The organism is Burkholderia sp. MBR-1 (assembly GCF_013822785.1).
In the GTDB taxonomy this organism is placed as follows: domain Bacteria; phylum Pseudomonadota; class Gammaproteobacteria; order Burkholderiales; family Burkholderiaceae; genus Burkholderia; species Burkholderia vietnamiensis.
In genome coordinates this window covers 448,286-467,267 of the sequence record NZ_CP053610.1, presented here as the reverse complement: position 1 = coordinate 467,267, position 18,982 = coordinate 448,286, and the positions used below count along the sequence as shown (strand labels likewise).

At 66.0% G+C, this 18,982-nt stretch carries 17 protein-coding genes; 8 read left to right on the top strand and 9 right to left on the bottom strand.

Features of this window, described 5'->3' with window-relative positions; translation table 11 throughout:
* Window positions 1-16 precede the first annotated feature (16 nt).
* The 3 genes from MBR110_RS16935 to MBR110_RS16925 all read left to right on the top strand — a co-directional run bounded on the left by MBR110_RS16935 (window position 17) and on the right by MBR110_RS16925 (window position 2,311).
* Window positions 17-1,405 carry a uracil-xanthine permease family protein gene (locus MBR110_RS16935; protein ID WP_059734775.1) on the top strand — a complete coding sequence of 463 codons (1,389 nt, stop codon included), beginning with the start codon at window positions 17-19 and terminating at the stop codon, window positions 1,403-1,405.
* A gap of 97 nt (window positions 1,406-1,502) precedes the next feature.
* Entirely contained in the window at window positions 1,503-1,922 is a 420-nt protein-coding gene (locus tag MBR110_RS16930; RefSeq protein WP_011881893.1) for an NUDIX hydrolase, read from the top strand.
* Window positions 1,923-2,008: 86 nt separating this feature from the next.
* Entirely contained in the window at window positions 2,009-2,311 is a 303-nt protein-coding gene (locus MBR110_RS16925; protein WP_059622842.1) for a hypothetical protein, read from the top strand.
* Between the two features lie 11 nt (window positions 2,312-2,322).
* On the opposite strand, the gene MBR110_RS16920 is transcribed toward MBR110_RS16925, so the two are convergent.
* Window positions 2,323-2,535, bottom strand: a complete 213-nt coding sequence (locus tag MBR110_RS16920; protein ID WP_059461155.1) for a hypothetical protein — start codon at window positions 2,533-2,535, stop codon at window positions 2,323-2,325.
* A 361-nt stretch (window positions 2,536-2,896) separates the two neighbouring features.
* On the opposite strand from MBR110_RS16920, the gene MBR110_RS16915 reads away from it, so the two are divergent.
* The 3 genes from MBR110_RS16915 (at window position 2,897) to MBR110_RS16905 (ending at window position 6,796) form a co-directional block, all read left to right on the top strand.
* A complete protein-coding gene (locus tag MBR110_RS16915; RefSeq protein WP_175994271.1) occupies window positions 2,897-4,054 on the top strand; it encodes a DUF4382 domain-containing protein in 1,158 nt (385 codons plus the stop codon).
* Between the two features lie 59 nt (window positions 4,055-4,113).
* Window positions 4,114-4,275: a hypothetical protein gene (locus MBR110_RS16910; RefSeq protein ID WP_011881889.1), complete on the top strand. Its 162-nt coding sequence runs from the start codon at window positions 4,114-4,116 to the stop codon at window positions 4,273-4,275.
* A gap of 571 nt (window positions 4,276-4,846) precedes the next feature.
* Window positions 4,847-6,796, top strand: coding sequence for a hypothetical protein (locus tag MBR110_RS16905; protein WP_181709428.1), 1,950 nt, complete (start codon window positions 4,847-4,849; stop codon window positions 6,794-6,796).
* 58 nt (window positions 6,797-6,854) lie between these two features.
* On the opposite strand, the gene MBR110_RS16900 is transcribed toward MBR110_RS16905, so the two are convergent.
* The 8 genes from MBR110_RS16900 to MBR110_RS16865 all read right to left on the bottom strand — a co-directional run bounded on the left by MBR110_RS16900 (window position 6,855) and on the right by MBR110_RS16865 (window position 16,589).
* Window positions 6,855-7,592, bottom strand: coding sequence for a winged helix-turn-helix domain-containing protein (locus MBR110_RS16900; protein WP_011881887.1), 738 nt, complete (start codon window positions 7,590-7,592; stop codon window positions 6,855-6,857).
* Window positions 7,593-7,689: 97 nt separating this feature from the next.
* The gene (locus MBR110_RS16895; protein WP_011881886.1) at window positions 7,690-8,427 is read right to left on the bottom strand and encodes a TenA family transcriptional regulator; all 738 of its coding nucleotides are present in this window, start codon (window positions 8,425-8,427) and stop codon (window positions 7,690-7,692) included.
* 17 nt (window positions 8,428-8,444) lie between these two features.
* A complete protein-coding gene (locus tag MBR110_RS16890; protein WP_059461513.1) occupies window positions 8,445-10,844 on the bottom strand; it encodes a putative bifunctional diguanylate cyclase/phosphodiesterase in 2,400 nt (799 codons plus the stop codon).
* Between the two features lie 166 nt (window positions 10,845-11,010).
* Window positions 11,011-11,775 (bottom strand): Crp/Fnr family transcriptional regulator, encoded by a 765-nt coding sequence (locus MBR110_RS16885; protein ID WP_011881884.1) that lies wholly within the window; start codon window positions 11,773-11,775, stop codon window positions 11,011-11,013.
* A 601-nt stretch (window positions 11,776-12,376) separates the two neighbouring features.
* Entirely contained in the window at window positions 12,377-13,198 is an 822-nt protein-coding gene (locus MBR110_RS16880) for an alpha/beta fold hydrolase (protein WP_011881883.1), read from the bottom strand.
* 103 nt (window positions 13,199-13,301) lie between these two features.
* Window positions 13,302-14,183 (bottom strand): alpha/beta fold hydrolase, encoded by an 882-nt coding sequence (locus tag MBR110_RS16875; RefSeq protein WP_014725158.1) that lies wholly within the window; start codon window positions 14,181-14,183, stop codon window positions 13,302-13,304.
* A gap of 51 nt (window positions 14,184-14,234) precedes the next feature.
* Complete coding sequence (locus MBR110_RS16870) at window positions 14,235-15,248, bottom strand: MBL fold metallo-hydrolase (protein ID WP_011881881.1); 1,014 nt, start codon at window positions 15,246-15,248, stop codon at window positions 14,235-14,237.
* A gap of 396 nt (window positions 15,249-15,644) precedes the next feature.
* Window positions 15,645-16,589, bottom strand: coding sequence for a 3-hydroxyacyl-CoA dehydrogenase NAD-binding domain-containing protein (locus MBR110_RS16865; RefSeq protein ID WP_011881880.1), 945 nt, complete (start codon window positions 16,587-16,589; stop codon window positions 15,645-15,647).
* A 243-nt stretch (window positions 16,590-16,832) separates the two neighbouring features.
* Here MBR110_RS16865 and MBR110_RS16860 point away from each other — a divergent pair, with 243 nt between their 5' ends.
* A complete protein-coding gene (locus tag MBR110_RS16860; RefSeq protein ID WP_011881879.1) occupies window positions 16,833-17,717 on the top strand; it encodes a LysR substrate-binding domain-containing protein in 885 nt (294 codons plus the stop codon).
* Window positions 17,718-18,050: 333 nt separating this feature from the next.
* The gene (locus MBR110_RS16855; protein ID WP_011881878.1) at window positions 18,051-18,845 is read left to right on the top strand and encodes an acetoacetate decarboxylase; all 795 of its coding nucleotides are present in this window, start codon (window positions 18,051-18,053) and stop codon (window positions 18,843-18,845) included.
* Window positions 18,846-18,982: the final 137 nt, after the last annotated feature.

Sequence of the window (18,982 nt, the reverse complement as noted above, 5' to 3'; positions counted from 1 at the left end):
TCCGGCCCGCTCGCCCATGCAACCCGCCTCCTCTGCCCGATCCGCCGCTCACGGCGCCGACGACGCATCTTCCGCGCGCGACCTCGTCTACGGCCCCAACGACCGCCCGGCGCCGACGATCGCGTTCGTCGCCGCCCTGCAGCACCTGCTGGCGATCATCGTGCCGATCGTCACGCCGGGGCTGCTGATCTGCCAGGCGCTCGGCGTCTCGAGCCGCGACACGACGCTGATCGTGTCGATGTCGCTGGTGATCTCAGGCATCGCCACGTTCGTGCAGTGCAAGCGCTTCGGCCCGCTCGGCGCGGGGCTGCTGATCGTGCAGGGCACGAGCTTCAACTTCGTCGGCCCGCTGATCGCGGGCGGCAGCGTGATGGTCAAGCAAGGCACGCCGGTCGAAACGGTGATGGCCGCGATCTTCGGCGTCGTGATCGCCGGCTCGTTCGTCGAGATGGCCGTGTCGCGCATCCTGCCGTTCGTGAAGCGGCTGATCACGCCGCTCGTGACCGGCATCGTCGTGCTGCTGATCGGGCTCACGCTGATCAAGGTCGGCCTCGTCAGCATGGGCGGCGGCTACGGCGCGATGGCCAACGGCACGTTCGCGAGCGCGCAGAACCTGACGCTGTCGTGCGTCGTGCTCGGCACCATCATCGTGCTGAACCGCGTGCCGATCGTCTGGGTGCGCAGCACGGCGCTGGTGATCGCGCTCGCGATCGGCTATGCAGTCGCGGCGGCGCTCGGGCGCCTCGACTTCACCGGCATGCACCATGCCGCGCTGTTTCAGGTGCCGACGCCGCTGCACTTCGGCATCGGCTTCTCGTGGTCGCTGTTCGTGCCGATGCTGATCATCTATCTCGTCACGTCGCTCGAAGCGATCGGCGACGTCACCGCCACCAGCAAGATCTCGAACGAGCCGGTCGAAGGGCCTGTATGGATGCGCCGGATCAAGGGCGGCGTGCTCGTGAACGGCGCGAACTCGCTGCTGGCCGGCGTGTTCAACACGTTTCCGAGCTCGGTGTTCGCGCAGAACAACGGCGTGATCCAGATCACGGGCGTCGCGAGCCGCTACGTCGGCATCTGGATCGCGGCGATGCTGGTCGTGCTCGGGCTGTTCCCGGTGGTGGCCGGCGCGCTGCAGGCGGTGCCCGAGCCGGTGCTCGGCGGCGCGGCGATGGTGATGTTCGGCGCGGTGGCCGCATCGGGCATCAACATCCTGTCCGGCGTCCACCTCGACCGCCGCGCGCTGCTGATCATCGCGGTGTCGCTCGCGCTCGGCCTCGGCGTGTCGCAGGTGCCCGACATCCTGAACAGCCTGCCGCATGCGCTGAAGAACGTGCTGGCCTCGGGTGTCGCGACGGGCGGCATCTGCGCGCTGGTGATGAACTGGTTTCTGCCGGAACGGCAGTAACGCCACCGACGCCGGCACGGCGCGATCTGATCGTCGCGCTCGGCGACGCCGGCCGCCGCTGCTTGGCCCGCCGCCCGGCAGCCGCTAGAATCGCACCATGTCGCCAGCCACCTCCATCGCCCCGCCCGAAATCGCCACCGTCCCGATCAAGGAACGGGCGACCATCGTGTGCTATCGCGCCGAGCAGGTGCTGCTGGTCGCCCGCATGTCGTCGCGCTGGGCGCTGCCGGGCGGCACGATCAAACGCGGCGAAACGCCGCTCGAAGCCGCGCATCGCGAATTGCTCGAGGAAACCGGCATCGTCGGGCAAAGCCTCGTCTATTCGATGCAGTTCAGCGGGCTCGCGAAGGTGCACCACGTGTTCTTCGCGGAAGTCGGCCCCGAACACAAGCCGACCGCCAGCAACGAGATCGACAAGTGCAAGTGGTTCGCGATCGATCGCGTCGCGGCGCTGCGCGCCAGCATCCCGACCAAGCGCATCGTCGAACTGGTCTACCGGCACGAGATCCTCGCCTAGGTAGACGCCCCAGCCCCGCCGGCTCGCACGAGCCGATATCATGCGCCCACGGTCCGTCGTCGCGTTCCCTCTCGAGCGAGCTGCAGATGAACAGTGCGTACACCTACCGCGGATACACGATCGATGTCCGCTGCGAATTCCGGCTCGACCTGCCGCACGCGCGCGCGTCGCTGGCCGATCCGCCCCGGTTCGGGTTCGTCGCCATCGTGCAGGTGCGCGCGGGCGAGCGCGCCCCGCGGCTGCTCGCACCGATCCGGCTCGCCGACGACGGCGGCCGCCTGTTCGACACGACGCGCACCGCGCTGTGCGCGGGCCAGGCCGCTGCCGAGATCATCGTCGACGATTTGCTGGCCGACGCCGGTTGCGCGAACGGGCGCGCCCGCTCGTAACGCGCCGGTGCTCAGTGCATCCGCTTCCTGCGGAATTCGTGCGTCGAGTAGACGGCGAGAAAGATGCCGAGCATCGCGATGCCGGATGCCAGGAAGTCGTGGGCGGCGCCCGTGCCGTTCAGCAATTTCGGAAAGAGGTCGAGGCTCAATCCCGCCGCGGCCAGCAGCACGCCTGCCGCGACACCCCATGCCGGTCCGATGGTCGTTTCTTTCGTGTTTTTCATACAGCACCCGTCTACAGTCGTTGCCAGGCGGTGTGCGCGCATTGCGCCGCGTTCACCGCTCACGTCCGCACTATAACGAGGAAAAAAATACCGCGGGTTCGGTGCTTTTCCCCATCAAGTTTTTGCCTCGCGCGGCCGATCAAAGCCGCGCCGTCCGCTGCTATCACGTTCGGCCGAGCGCGCTCGTTCGTTCGCGGCGCGCCGCACTGCGGCGACGCTGAGGCGGAACATGCGCCGCCAAGCCAGCCCCTTTACGCGTGGACGCAGAATTTACCGTTCGTTGCAAACCTGTCCACACTGTGGGCGCCACGCGCGGCTATGCTTCGGTCCATCCACAATCATGATGGAAGGGGACAAAACAATGAATAATCGATTCTGGAAGGCCGCGTTGTGCGCGGCGATGGTGCCGTTCGCGCTGGCTGCGTGCGGCGGCGGCGACGGCGGCAGCACGCAAACCGGCACGCTGCACGTCGCGATGACCGATGCGCCGTCATGCGGCTTCGATCATGTCTATGTGACGGTGTCGCAGGTCCGCGTCAATGCGAATGCGAATGCTGCCGATAACGATGCAGGGTGGTCCACCGTCGCGCTGACGACGCCGCAGAAAATCGACCTGCTGTCGCTGACCAACGGCGTCCTCGCCGATCTCGGCCAGACCGCGCTGCCCGCCGGCCAATATCAGCAAGTGCGGCTCGTGCTCGCGCAAAACCAGGGCAACAGTCTCGCGAATTCGGTCGTCCCGACCGGCGGCACCGAGCAGGCGCTCGCCACGCCGAGCGCGACGCAAAGCGGCTACAAGATCATCCAGCCGTTTACGGTGCAGCCGAACACGCTCGTCGACCTCGTGCTCGACTTCAACGCGTGCAAGTCGATCGTCCAGCGCGGCAACGGTACCTATGCGCTGAAGCCCGTCGTCACCGCCACGCCGACCGTGGTGAGCGGCGCGATCGCGGGCTACGTCGCCGCGGCGGAAGCCGGCGCGACCGTCTATGCGGAGCAAGGCGGCAAGGTCGTGCGCGGCACGGTGGCCGACAGCACCGGCAAGTTCGTGCTGTCGCCGCTGATCCAGAGCTCGACGCAGGGCAACTACGACGTCGTGATCGTGCAGAACAGCTTCGCGTCGGGCATCGTGCGCTCGGTGCCGGTCGTGGTGAACACCACCACTTCCGTAGCGGCGCAGAGCGCGCCGATCGCGCTGCCGGCATCGACGATGAGTACGGTCAGCGGCACGGTGACGCCGAGCGGCGACGCGCTGGTGCGCGCATTGCAGACCATCGACGCGAACCCGTACGAGATCGCGTCGATCAACGCGAACATGGACACCGGCGCGTATGCGCTGAACCTGCCCGCGGCCGCACCGATCGTCGGCACCTACTCGGGCACGTTGCCGGTCGCGCTCGCCGCGTCGCCGGGCGCCGCCGGTCAATACACGATCGAGGCGGACGCAGCGTCGGGCGCGACGCAAGCGACGAACGTCAACGCAACCACCAGCCAGTCGAACGTCAATTTCACGTTCTGACGCTCGGCAGCAACCACGAAAGGGCCGCACGGCCCTTTCCTCGATAACGGGAGAACGATGTGAAGAAAGGGGTTATTGCGCTGCTCGCGGCAGCGAGCGTGGTGGGCGCACTCAGCGGATGTGTCGCCTACGTGCCGGGCGCGCCGGTCGTCGTCGCGCCGCAGGGCGGGCCGGGCAACGGATTCTGTCCGCCCGGCCAGGCGAAGAAAGGCAATTGCTGATGGTACGAAGCCCGCTTCCCAAGCGGGCTTTTTTTCGTCCGCGGCCAGGCCGGCACGACGGCAGCGCGGCATCGGGACGTGGCGCAATCGGGCCACGTTCCGATGCTCGGCACGCACACGGCGCCATCATTTCGAAACGGAGTCCGGAACAATTCAACGTTCCGACTTTCTCACGCGCAGACACCCTGCCCCAACGCCGCGACCGAACGTCGCACATCGTACGCAGCCTGCGCAGCATTCCATAATTTCAACGGTCCGATGCGCCTTTTCCAGCGGGCCTCTGAGCGCGAAATGCGGATTTGCAGGCCGTCGATTCGATGAAATGGCCGTGACATGCCATGCTTATCCTCATATCAACCGGCGCCGATCGTCCCTACTCTGCCCATTCCGTGCATCGCTTCCGCGACCTGCGTGCGTTCGACGCGACGTCGCATCCGGAAATACCCGCACATCCTGACGGCAGGTGATCGTGAACCCCAATCTTCGCAATGCCGCGCTCGGCGCCGCACTCCTACTTTCTCTTTCTGCATGCGGAGGCGGTACATCGTCATCTACCACCGGCGCCGTTTATATGGGGCCGCTGCGCAACGCGTCGGTCAGCGTCTATGCGGTCGCGGCCGATGGCTCCGCGTCGGACCAGCCGATCGCCCATGCGGTGACCCGCGACGACGGCACGTTCGTGCTCGGCGGCGCCGTGCACTATCCGGTGCTCGTGCGCGCCACGGGCGGCGTGTATGACGAGGAAGCGACCGGTACGCGCACGGCGCTGCAAGGCGACATCGAAGCCGTCTTCACGGCTGCGCCGGCGCGCATGATCGTGTCGGTCTATTCGAACGCGATCGTTCAGGCGGCACGCGCCGCAGGCGGCTTGACCAGCGCGAACCTCGCGGCGGCGATGGTGCAGGTCAACGCGTTCGCCGGCGGGTTCGACGTGCAGCAGACCGCACCGGCGTTCGTCGCGCCCGGTACGGCGCTCGCTGCCGCCGATCTGTCCGACGGCGCAAAAATGGCGCTGGCGCTCGGCGCCGAATCGCAGAGCCGCACCGACACCGGCGCATCGGTTCAGGACAGCACGCAGAACATCGTCGCGCAATCGGCCAACGGCGACACGCTGGCCGAGTGCAATACCGGCGCCGGCAATCCCGCGGCCGATGGGACGCTCGCTGCGCCGCCCGGCGGAAATTGCGCGGTGACGACCGGCGCGGCCGGCTACGCGGTGAACCCGCTCAATCGTTCGGGCATCGCGTCGGTGGCGATGCTCAAGCCGGTCGTCCCCGGCAAGCCGGCGACGATCACGGTCAGCGACGGCGCATGCCGCGATCGCGTCGCGCTCTACAACGAGCAGTTGCCGCTCTTCACGAGCCGCAAGAACGACGTACAGGCGCGGCTCGGACACAACGTGACAGTCGACAACTGGTCGAGCTTCGCCGACGGCGGCTCGTGGGGTCCGCGCGCGGCCGTGTACGGCGCGATCACGACGGCGTCGTGCGCCGGCGACGTCGCGACGTTCCAGCGCGAGCTGTTGCTGGCGACCGAGAACTACTGGGTCGACCAGGAGCTGAACTACTGCCATCACCATATTCCGGGCTGGCTGCCGCCGGCTTCGCGCCCGTCGTTCTTCAACTCGGATACGTCGTCGAAGTCCATGACCTGCGCGCCGCATCGACGCAGCAACGGCGCGCAGACCACCGCGACGCTCGCCAATGCCGACATCAAGTGGCAAGGCGTCGACTGTTCGGACTTCACGTCGTGGGCCTACGATTTTGCCGGCATCACGCACGCAAGCGGCAACCTGCAGACGGGCATCGGCACGCAGGCATGCTCGACCGGTTCGGACCCGCTCGCGGCCGTGACCGACCAGACCGGCGTGCTGCTCGACATCAATCAGGACAACGTCGCGCAATTCGTCGATCATCTGCGCCCCGGCGATCTGCTGTACATCACCGAAACCGCACATCCGCAAGCGGCGCCGCAGAGCATGATGTCGGGCTTCGTCGTGTCGCACGTGGTCACGTGGACGGGCAAGCGCTTCAGCGACCTGCGCAACGGCCCCGAAGGCCAACGCTACGATCCGGCGGTGGCCGGCGCGAGCGGCTCGCGTCTGGGCGGCGATTTCGGCGGCTTCTTCTCGCGTGCGGACGGCGGAACGACCAAGGTGCAGCCGTCCGAAATCGGCACGACCGACATGGACCCGTGGATGATCATCGACAGCCACTATGCGGGGCCGGCGTACCGTCCGTTCATTCTCAAGACGCCGAAGCTGAACGCCGACTGGTACGTGACGAGCCTGTCGCACGTGCGCCGCGTGATCGACCCGGAATCGGCCAGCGCCGATCCCGTGCTCGCACCGCTCATCATCACGAAGGAAGCGACGGGCCAGGGGCAATTCAGCCGCTACGTGGTGCTGAGTTCGCCCGCGGGACGCGCGGCGACGAATGCGCACAAGCTCGTCTATCAACTGTCCGGCGCGAAGGGCGTGCCGACGTGCTACCGCACGCCTGCCGACGCCCCCGCGCAATGACGGCACGACCGATGCCGACCGCGTCGGCTTCGTCGGCTCCGTCGCCAACGGCGACGACCTAAATGCGCGCTGGCGGCGGCGTCTGCAGGTCGTCGTCCGGCAGCACGCCGAGCGGCACGAAGATGTAGCCGCGGCCGCGTACGGTGCGGATATAGCGATAGTCGCCGAGCGCGCCCTCGACCACGTTGCGCAGCCTGAAAACCAACACGCCGAGCCCGCGCTCCGCGCGCCCGGCGACGGCCGGCCCGAGCCGCGCGAGGATCTCCGCGCGCGACAGCACACGCATCGGCTGCGCGATGAACACTTCGAGCAATGCGAATTCGCTCGCGCGCAGCCCGAGATCTTCGCCCGCGCGCGTCGCGCGGCGCGTCACGAAATCCACGTCGATGTCGCCGAACGCATAGCGATCGACGTGGCGCGGCGCGCGCGCCGCATGCCTGCGGATGGCGCAGCGCACGCGCACCACGAACTCCATCGGCTCGAACGGCAAGACGAGATAGTCGTCGGCGCCGGCCTCGAACGCGACGAGCTTGTCCGCCAACTGCGCGCTGCTGCCGAGCACGATCACCGGCAGGTCGCAACCCGCGCACCGCAGCGCGTCGAGCGCCGCGCAGACTGCCGTGCCCGGCGGCTCGAAGCGCAGCACGATCAACGCGGGCGCCACCGCGGCGACGCGCGCGCGCAGCATCGATACGTCGTCGAGCACCGACATGGCGATGTCACAGCCGCGCAGCAACGCACGAATCATGCCGCGCATGCGCGGGTCCGGCTCTGCGACGAGTACTTTTGTCAGCATCGGAAATCGTCCAGCAGGACAGCGGCGTGCGCGTCGTCGCCATCACGCCGACGTGCCGACGACGACGCGCGTACCGGCTTCGGCACGGCGCGACCGCCTAAACATGCAGACAGCAATCGAGGCTCATCAGGAAGTATTCGAAGCTCTTGCGGATCGACGTCCCGACCTCGCGCACGTCGCGCGCGTCCGGCGCGCGGCCGAGCAGCGTCGCGACGATATCGAGCGCCTCCCACGGATGGCGGTCGTCGTACTCGGCATGCAGCCTCAGCCAGCGCATCGCGCGATGCCGCACCGACGCATCGAACTTCTCCTCGTACGGCGACGCGCACAGCAGCGCGCTCCACTCGCCCGTGACGCCTTCGATCGCGTAGTTCGTCGCGGCGATGCTCGGCGCCAGCGCGTCCGCGCTGCCGCTCTTCCAGCACCAGTGGCTCAGCGCGAAGCCGGCGAGCGGCGCGTCGGCGCCGAGCAGCATGTCGCGCGTCACGCCGGACTCGGCGGCCCAGTTGGCCCAGTGATCGACGTGATTCTGCTCGACGCGGATATTGCGGATCAGATAGCGCCGCGCCTTCTCGTCGCCGGGCGACCGGTACGCGGCGGTCTTCACGAGGTTCATCGCCATGTACTCGGGAAACTGGCTGACCACCGCCCAGCCGGTCACGAAGAACGTGCGCAGTTGCGCCGCCGTCAGCGTCCCGTCGATCATCGCCGCGAACACGGGATGCGCGCGGATGCGGGCCTTCAGCTCGTCGGTCGCGCCTACCACGTCGCGCAGCCACGCTGGATAGCTGGCCAGGTCCATGATGTCGCCGCTCAGCTCGAATGGAGCATTCATCTGTTGTCCTCCGTGGTTCAATGGAATCCCCCTTCCTGCCAGGGCACGGGGCGGCCGAAGTAATAGCCCTGGCAGTAGTCGACGCCCAGCGTGCGCAGCATCTCGGCCGTCTCCGGGTCCTCGACGTGCTCGGCGACGGTCCGGTACTGCATCACGTGCGCGATGTCGTTGATCGCGCACGCGATGCCACGCTTGACGTGGTCGGACGTCATGGTCGCGACCAGCCCGCCGTCGATCTTCAGGTAGTCGATCGGCAACTGGTGCAGATACGAGAACGACGACATGCCGGCGCCGAAATCGTCGAGCGCGAACCGGCAGCCGAGATCGCGCAGCTCACACATGAAGCGCGATGCGACTTCCAGGTTGCGGACCGCGCTCGTCTCGGTGATCTCGAAGCACAGCAGCGACGGCTCGAGCCCCGACGCCGACAGCTCGGCCATCACGAACTCGACGAAGCGCTCGTCGGTGATCGAGCGCGCCGACAGGTTCACGTTGTATTCAACGTACTCGCGCCGTTCGAGCCGCGCGAGACGCCGGATCACGTTGCTGACCACCCAGCGGTCGATCATCGTCATGTGGCCGTAGCGCTCGGCGGCCGGCAGGAACACCGGTGCGATCAGCTTGCCGTCGGCGTCCGGGACGCGCAGCAGGATCTCCACGCGCTGCGGCGCGCCGTCGCCCGACTGGATCGGCACGATCGGTTGCGCGTGCAACTGGAACGCATTCGTTTCGAGCGCCGTCTTCACGCGGCGGCTCCATTGCGTGTGATACGCCGGGCGGCCGGCATGCAGGTCGCGCGGATGCGCGACGTGCACGCGATTGCGGCCGCCGTCCTTCGCGACATAGCACGCGAGGTCGGCCATCTGCATCGCCTTCTCGATGCTCGCGGGACGGCACGCGAGATCCAGCAGCCCGATGCTGACGCTGATCTTGAACGGTTCGCCGTCCCACGTGAACGTGAAGGCCTCGAGCTGCGCGCGCATGCGCTCGGCCTTGCCGTCGTCGGGCGCGACGTTGCGGCAGGCCGGCAGCAGGATGCCGAACTCGTCGCCGCCGAGGCGGCCAAACACGTCGCCTTCGTCGAGACAGCCGCTGAATACCGCCGTCGCGTCGCGCAGCAGCACATCGCCGGCCGCGTGGCCGCATACGTCGTTCACTTCCTTGAAGCCGTCGAGGTCGAGCACCATCAGCGCGCCGCCCGCGCCGTCGGCCAGCATCTCGCCGAGGCGCCGCTCGAACCCGGTGCGGTTGATCAGGCCGGTCAGCGCGTCGTGCGACGCCTGCCACGTGAGCCGCTCGATCAGCTGGTGCTCGCGCGTCATGTCGCGCAGGGTCAGCACGTGGCCGACGCAACGGCCGACGGCATTGGTCATCCGCGACAGCGACGCGCGCACGGGCACCGCCGTACCGCATACGCGGATCAGGTTGAGATCGCGCGTGAACGTGTGGTCACCGCCGTTGCAAAGCGTAGCGAGCAGCTTGATCGACATGCCGGTCGACGTGTCGATCAGGTCGAGCACGTCGTTGATCGGCTCGCCGACGCACCGCTGCGCCGTCCTGCCGAGCAGTTGCTCGGCGGCCGGGTTCACGGTCTCGATGCTGCGCGTGAGACCGATCGTGACGATCGCATCGACGACCGAACGAAGCGCGGCGTCGGCAAATGCGAGGCTGCGGTCGAGCTCGGTCTGCATCGACGACTGCTGGCGTTGCGCGCGGCTCGCCCAGCGCACCGACAGCAGGATGATCAACAGCGACGCCACCACGTACGACAGGAGCAGCTGGATCACCGCTGAACGGAATTCGGCGCTGAGTTCGTCGGAGAAGCGTTTCGGCAACGGCTCGATGCGCGAGTTGATGTCCCAGAGGTCGCGGTTCAGGCGGCTCGTGCGCGCGACGTCGCCCGCGTGGACCGACTCGCGCAGCGCACCGGCGAGCCGGCGCAGGTCGAGCAGATGCCGGTCCGCCTCGGCCCAGTACTGCAGCGCGGTGTTCACGTGCGCGAAGGAGTTCAGGACCGGATAGAACCACACGACCGCGGTCGCATCGACCGGGTTGATGCCGGCCGCGATCATCGCGTAGCGGGCCACGTCGTAGTCGGCCGGCACGCCGATCATCGCGCGGTGCGCAACGCTGAACGACACAAGCGTCGCGTCCGCGAGCCGGTAATCGTCGAACAGCTTTTCGTCGCCGGTGTCGGCGTAGCGGCTCAACAGGATGACCTCGTCCTTCTGCGCCTTCGACCAGCTGCTTTCGCCGCCGACGTACACGCGCAGCGACATGATCACGACCAGACTGACGGCCACGAACCCGGCCAGCGTCACGATCACGACGACGACCGGCAGGATGCCGAGCGCCGGGCTCCACGGCCACACGTGAAACGAGCTGCGCTGACTCTGAAACTTCGTACTGTTTTCCATACCTTCACGACTGCTTTCTGGTTCTTCTCGATCCAACCTGCCCGGCGCGTCGCCGGAAATCCCGCGTTCACGCATCCATGCTTCCCCGTGTACTGCGCACCGCCGTTCATGCCGCTGCTGCGCGACGCACAGGTATCGGCTGCGCAGCATCACCTGCAACCGACGGCTAGACCATTCGCGCGCCGAGCGCCGGTAACGCACCGGCGTCGAGTGCGAGGAGGCGCCGCGTTTCGTCGCGGATCGCCCGATGGCAGCCGCAACTCGCTCGTTCGAGGCGCGCGAGATCCGTCAGCACGATGACGCCGCGACGCTGATGAATCAGGTCGAGCGCGTGGATCTGTCGCGTGGTTTCGGTGACGGTCTCGCGGCGCACGCCGAGCATCTGACCAAGCATGCCGTGCGTGACCGGGATTTCGATGCTGCGCGAGCGCTCGTAGCCGATCAGCAGCCAGCGCATCAGTTGATGCCGGATCGTGTGATGGCGGCTGCAGAACATCACCTGCGACGCCTGGGACAGCACCAGACTCATCCGCACGAACACCTGCCGGCGGATCGCGGCCGAGGCGGCACACGCGTCGGCGAAACGGTGCGTACCCAGCCGATACGCGAAGCCGCCGCCATAGACGACGACCCGGCGCTGCATCGCACTGCCGACGATGTCGTCGCAGACGACGCCTTCTCGGCCGATTTCCGTCACGCCGAGCGTGCCCCTGCCCGACCCCGTGAATTGCAGCGACACACCGGCCGTCACCGGAAAATAGACGGCGTCCAGGTTCTCGCCGGCATCACATAAAAGCTCGCCGGTCCGCAGCGTCGTCAGCCGCAGATGCGGCGCCAGTTTCGAACGGCTATTTCCGTCGAGCGATGCCAAGAAATGATTGGCGACGAGTGCATCCGGCAACTCGACGACATTGTTTTCCCGATGTGTCACGGCACGCCTCGTACGTTGGATTCCTGCCCCACGGCAACCGCACCTTTCGGTGTTTCAGCGTGCCGGGCTTAACGGTTTATTCAACGCTTTATGTCGCGGCGACGTTGAGCAAAAAGGTATCACGCAGCCCGGCCAATGGGGACGCGCCGCCCCACTACATGAAGTAATTTGACAGTTCGTACGGCTAATGCCTTCTCATTCGAATGAAGATTGGCCAATCTGATTCGCCGAGGCATCAAAAACGGAATGCGAAGTATTGATTTACGTCAATTCATTAATGAAAATGCATCGCGATGCGTTTGCCTCGGAAATAAATATCGTTTCATGGTCCGAAGTTAATGCGGGAAGTGTGCGTTATCGAGCGGTTTGCCGGTCGCATCTGTGGAAGGCAAGCCGCACGCCGGCGCGCGCGATGTACTCGGAATGAATGTGACGGCGCACGGCGCCCGTCGGGGCGCCCATCGAACTGCGCCATGAGACAAGCCGGTTTCCGCACGCCCACAGCGGGACGGGAAACCGGTGAATGGGAACGATTGGGCACGGCGCCCGGAGCGGTACACCGTGCGCGATTCAAGTCAACGCAATGTTGCCGGCCGCGGCATCAAGCGCGCGCGTAGGCAAGCAGTTCGTCGTTCAAGCGCTGCGCATGCGTCAGATACAGCGCGTGCGGCCCGCGTTCGTACACGCTCAGCGTCGCGTGACGCACGCGCTGCGCCGTGACCGCGCCGGTCAGGCTCAGCGGTGCGGTCTGGTCGTCGTCGCCGTGAATCACGAGCGTCGGAACGTCGAACTTGTCGAGGTCGGGCCTGAAGTCGGTCTCGGAAAAGGCCGCGACGCAATCGAGCGTGCCCTTCAGCCCGCCCTGCAGCGCCATGAACGACGTCCAGTCGAGCGCCGCGCGCGAGATCGTCGAGTCGGGCCGGTTCGAACCGGTAAACAACGGCCAGAAGCTCTCGAAGAATGCGGCGCGGTCGGCCAGGATGCCGGCACGAATGCCGTCGAATATGGCGATATCCGCGCCGTCGGGGTGATCGTCGCGTCGCGCCACCAGCGGCGTCACCGAACCGACCAGCACGGCCTTCGCGACGCGGCCCGTGCCGTGGCGGCCAATGTAGCGAGCCACTTCGCCGCCGCCCATCGAAAAGCCGACGAGTATCACGTCGCGCAGATCGAGCGTCTCGATCAACGTCGCGAGGTCGTCGGACAGCGTGTCGTAGTCGTATCCCGTCCACGGCTGATCGGAGCGGCCGAACCCGCGCCGGTCATACGCGATGCAGCGAAAGCCGTTCGACGCGAGATGATGCATCTGGACGTCCCACATGTCCGCATTCAATGGCCAGCCGTGAATGAATACGACGGGACGGCCGGCGCCCCAGTCCTTGTAGTGAAGCGAAACGCCGTCGCGTGTCGTGAACGTGCTCATGCCGATTCCTCGGTGGTCGAAAGTTGGTGGCTGCCACTGGCCGCCACGGATTCGGGCAGTTGCCCGGTGAGGCTCGCGGCGTGCCGATGGCGGCGCAGCACACTCAACCGCCGGTCCAACCGCTCAGGAACTCGAGCAACAGCGCATTGACGCGCTCCGGTTGCTCCTCCTGCGGGAGATGGCCGCAGCGCGCGATCGGCTCGGCGCGCAGATTGATCGCCATCGACTCCCACACGGCCTTCATATCGAACATGCCGCCGACCGCGTAGAAGTCCTCGCCCCAGATCGCCATCGTCGGACATGCGATGCGGACGTCGGCGTCCGCCTTGTCCTGCGCGACATCCTCGGCGTTCGCCCGATAGTCGGACATCGCGCCGCGCACGGCGCCCGGCCGCTTGTACGCCTTCACGTAGGTGTCGAAGTCCGCGCCTTCGATCGTGTGCGGGTTGTAGCACCAGTCGGAAAAGAAGTGGCGAAGCCACGGCTCCTCGTTGCCCGCGATCAGCGTCTCGGGCAGGTCCGCGACCAGATGGAACAGAAAGAACCAGTACGCCCGCGCCGTTTCGGGGCGCATGTTCTCCGCCACGATGCGCGTCGGCACGTTGTCCATCACGACCAGCCGGTCCACCCGCTCCGGGTGATCCTTCACCAGGCGCGTCGCCACACGCGCGCCTCGATCGTGGCCGACCAGCGCAACCTTGTCGATGCCGAGCCGATCCAGCAGACCGACGATATCGCGCGCCATGTTGCGCTTGTCGTATCCGGATGCGGGTTTGTCGGTTTCACCGTAGCCGCGCAGGTCCGGTGCGATCACGCGATACGTGCGGGCCAGCACCGGCATCTGATGACGCCACGCGAAACTGGTCTCGGGAAAGCCGTGCAGCAACACGACTACCGGCCCGTTGCCGGCGTCGAGATAGTGTTGGCGGATACCGTTCGCGGTGAGCGTGTGATGCGTGACTTCGACATCGTTCGACGTTTCCATCGGTCGTTCCTTCGAAAAAGGCGCATGGAGGAGCGCCGCTGCGCTGCCGCGTCAGCGGCCCGGTGCAGCGCCGGCATCCGGCACCGGCGATGCGTCGTAGTTGACGGGCACCCAGTCGAAGCCGTCGCCATCCGCTCTGACGTGCCCGAGGCCCGGAAAGGAGACATGCGCGGCGCCGACGAGGTAGCGTCGCTCGGCCACCTCGCGCAGGATCTCGCGACGCGATTCGCGCGCCTGCGGCGGATCGCTGTCGTACGCGACGGTGGCTTGCGGATGCCGAAGCTGAATCGCGGCGACGTGCACGACGTCGCCCCACACGAGCAGATGCGCCGTGCCGCTTTCGACGAGATAGGCGATTTGACCGGGCGTATGGCCGGGCAGCGAGATGGCGCGAATGCCCGGTTCGATCACGCCCGCTCCATCGAACGTCTGGAAGCGCCCCGTGGCGCGGTACGGCTCGACCACCGCGGCCGCTGCGTCGAAGAACGGCGCGAGAAGCGGCGATGCGCCCGGCTTGTTGGCCGGATCGAGCCAATAGTCGGCTTCGGTGCGATTCGCCTTGACGATCGCATTGGGAAACACGGCCGCGCCCTTCGACGCGATTCCGCCGATATGGTCTTCGTGCATATGCGTCAACAGCACTTCGTCGACCTGCTCGGGGCGATAGCCGGACGCGCGAAGATTGTCGACGAGCCGCCCGCAGCAATCGCCGTACAGGCTCCCGGCTCCGGCATCGATGAGGATCAGCTTCTTGCCGGTGTTCACGAGGAAGGCATTGATGGAGCCCTGCACCGGCTGCTCGAGGAATGCGCGATGCAGATCGCCGTCGATGGTCGCGTTCGACACGCCCTTGACCACCTTGTCGATCGGGAACGCATGCGTTCCGTCGGAAAGCGCCGTGACTTCGAACTGGCCCACCATCGTCCGGTAGAAGCCCGGCGCCTGCTTGCCGGCAAACGGGGCGGCGGCGAACGCCGCGACGCTCCAGGCTGTCGCGACGACGGCCAATACTGACGCGACGTGCTTGCGTATCCTTCTCGATCGGTTCCCACGATCAGTCGTCATTGCCGTCCTCGGTGCATGCTCAGATAGGACGAGCATAGCGACCGCGCGGCACTGGCGTCCCTAAAGTTCCTGAATCGTTCTGTGCGGTCGGGCTTGACGCGGGGGGCGGGGTCGATCGACACCGCTGGACGACGCCGTGGCCGCTTCAACGGCGCAGGCGCTGCTGGCACGCGACGGGACGTCGGTGAGAGATCGCGAAAGGTGGGGAAAGCGTGTGTGGCGAAAGGCAGCGAACCGCAATCATCGGCCGCTGAAATCCAAAACAGCCGCCGAAACGTTCACTGGCTGCCTGAACTGCCAAGATCCCGCCGGGATCGGTACAACGAAACCGCCCGGCGCCTGCCCGACCGGCTCGGTCAGGCAGGTGCCAAATGATGGCGCCGGGCGGCGTACGGCTTACTGCTTCGACTGTCCAGCAAGACGCGCCTTCAGCAGCGTCAACAGCAGCTGATCCCGCTCGGAAGCGAGCGTCTGGAAGTCACGGCCACCCACTTCCTCACGCAAGCCCGCGATCATCTTTTCGCGCACTTCCTGGGTGAATTCGAAGTCGCCGAGCGGCGTCCACCAGGTGACGAGCGGGCCGGCAAACTGATTGTAGAAATGTTCGATGCCGCCTGCGCCGCCGCCGAGATGATTCAGCATCACCGGCCCCATGACACCCCAGCGCAAGCCCGGCCCCCACGAGCAAGCCGCATCCGCATCGGCCACGCTGACCACGCCTTCGCTGACGAGCGACATGATTTCGCGAACCAGCACACCCTGCAGTCGGTTGGCGACGTGGCCCGGCACTTCCTTGTTGAGCCGGATCGTCTTCTTGCCGAGCGCGGTGTAGAACGCGTCCGCGCGATCGATCGCCTCGGCAGCGGTCCGCTTGCCCGCGACGAGCTCGACCAGCGGAATCAGATGCGGCGGGTTGAACGGGTGGCCGACGATGCAGCGCTCGGGATGCCGTTCGCAACCCTCCTGGATGTCCGTCATGGTCAAACCCGACGAGCTGGTCGCGATAATGACGTCCGGACGCAGCATCGCATCGAGCTGACGATACAGTTCGTGCTTGAACGGCAGACGCTCCGGACCGTTTTCCTGGACGAAGTCGACATCGGCAAGGTCGTTCATATCGGTCGTAAACGTCAGGCGCGCCTGCGAGCCGCCCGGCACGACGGCGCCCAGCGTTTCCATCGCAGGCCACGCCTTTGCGATGTACTCGCGCAAGGATTTTTCCGCGCCCGGCGCGGGATCGGTCGCCACGACGTCGAACCCCTGAGCCAGAAACAACGCACTCCAGCTGGCTCCGATGACCCCGGTACCGACTACCCCGATCTTCCGAATATTCTTGCTCATATGGCGACTCGCAATGACTGATAGAGAAATTGGCGCGACGCCGCAGACCGCCGGCGTGGTCTCACCTACTCTCGTGGACCGTGGACCGCGCAGCATGCTGCATTCGGGGTGGGTCAGCGAGCCGGACGGCAGCCTGCATCGAAACGAGTCGATTGCGTCGCGCCTCAAAGTCTAGTCGAGCAGAACCGCGACGCTCCAATACTTTGTGGCACCGACCCTATGCCTCGGCGCTATACTTTCGCGATGGAAATCCGACACTTTCGATATTTTCTGGCGATCGCCGAGGCGGGGAGTTTTGCGGAAGGGGCCAAGCGACTGTGCATTGCCCAGCCGTCGCTGACGCGGCAAATTCGGGCGTTGGAGGACCAGCTTGGTTGCCCGTTGTTCGTGCGGTCCTGGCAAGGCGTGCAACTGACGGATAGCGGCGAAATCCTGCTCAGGGAAGCCCGGCTCGCCGTCGCCCAGTTCGACCTGGCGCTCAAGCGCACGCGGGAAGGCAAACAACATCCGCGGAAACTCGCTCTCGGCATGATTCCCGGCACGGAAGACGAACTGATGGGGCGCATCTCGGCCGCCCTCGGTCCCGAGTTGCAGGACATCGCGATCGACGTTCACAGCAAGCTGCATCTCGATCTGATTCGCGCGCTGGAAAACGGCCGCATCGACGCGGCATTCGTCCGCCAGGGCGATATCGGTCCGGAATGGACGAGCCGGACGGTCCAGGCCGAAGACCTGATCGCCATCCTGCCTCGCGGGCACGCGTTGCTGAACAAACGCCGCCTGTCGCCGGCCGATCTGTCCAAAGAACGCATCATCGCGGTGGCCGCGGCCGCCGCGCCCGCGCTACGCGCAACCATCGACGCATTCCTCCATCAGGACGGCACCGCGCCCGCAAAGCCGCCTCTCGAGGCCGACGGAATGTTGAGCATTTTCTCGCTGGTCGCCGCGACCGGACTCTGCAGCCTCGTGCCGAGCCATTTCGCGCGCATGCTGCCCAAGGGGATGGCTACGCGACGCCTGACCGCATTTGATAGCAGCCGCCTCAATCTCGTGCTGGCGTATGCCGGCAATCGCGCCTCGCCGATCGTGTCGCGCCTCGCCGCGCAGATGGGCGCAACGGTCAACTGAATCGAGCCTGCCCCGAGCGGACGCAACGTCCCGCATCATGCCGGCGAAAGATCGCGCGGCGCCCCATCCCCGATCACTCGTTGCATCGCACGCAGCCGCAGCGCCATGCGATGACCGAATTTGCATGTCGGGTTGAGCAACGCGGAATTCAATTTCCTCCAGGCATGCAATTCATAAAAAGAATTCAATTTATTTAAGAAAAATCGAAATCTAGACTGTTCACAGCCGGGGTTACCTGATGCCTGTTTCCGGTGCGAGCGACGCGGGCTCAGCGCCCGCAGATCCGGCGCACCACCCTCGCCTCTCGAAAGTTTTGCCGACCAAGGACCCATTGTGAACATCAGCGACGTCAAGCAACGCGCAGTTTCGATTCCCCTCACCAGCCCGACCTATCCGCAAGGCCCGTACAAATTCGTCAATCGCGAATTCCTGATCGTGACGTACCGTACCGATGCGAAGAAACTTCGGGAGCTGGTTCCCGAACCGCTCGAAATCGACATGGACAATCCGCTCGTCAAGTTCGAGTTCATTCGCATGCCGGATTCCAGCGGCGGATTCGGCGACTACACGGAATCGGGGCAGGTCATTCCCGTGACGTACAAGGGCCGCCGCGGCACCTACACGCACGCGATGTTCCTCGACGACCACGCACCGACTGCCGCCGGCCGCGAGCTGTGGGGTTTCCCGAAGAAAATGGCGAAGCCGTCGCTCGAAGTCGACACCGACACGATCGTCGGCGAACTGCGCTACGGCAAGGTGCTGGTGGCGAGCGCGACGATGGGCTACAAATTTCAGGAGCTCGACGCTCAAGCCGCCAAGGCGACCATCGAGGCGCCCGGCTATCTGCTGAAGATCATCCCGCACGTCGACGGTTCGCCGCGCATCCTCGAGCTGGTCGAATACCGCTGCCAGGACGTCACGATCAAGGGCGCCTGGACCGGCCCGGTCGGCCTCGAGCTGTTTTCGCACGCGCTCGCACCGCTGAAAGACCTGCCCGTGCTCGAGATTCTCTCCGGCACGCACATCCTGGCCGACCTTACCCTCGGCCTCGGCCACGTCGTTCACGATTACCTCGCCCATCCGTCCGCGCACCACGCGCACAAGGAGGCCGCCGACGCCCTGGCGTGAATGAGCGAGCGAGGCGCACACTCCCGGGCGTGCGCCTCACTGCCGGCGACATCGTGACCATCGCGCACCGCTGCAATCCGACGCGCATTTGCACTTCGGGCGATAATCCGTCGGTCCAATCATCGCCAAGAAGTGCA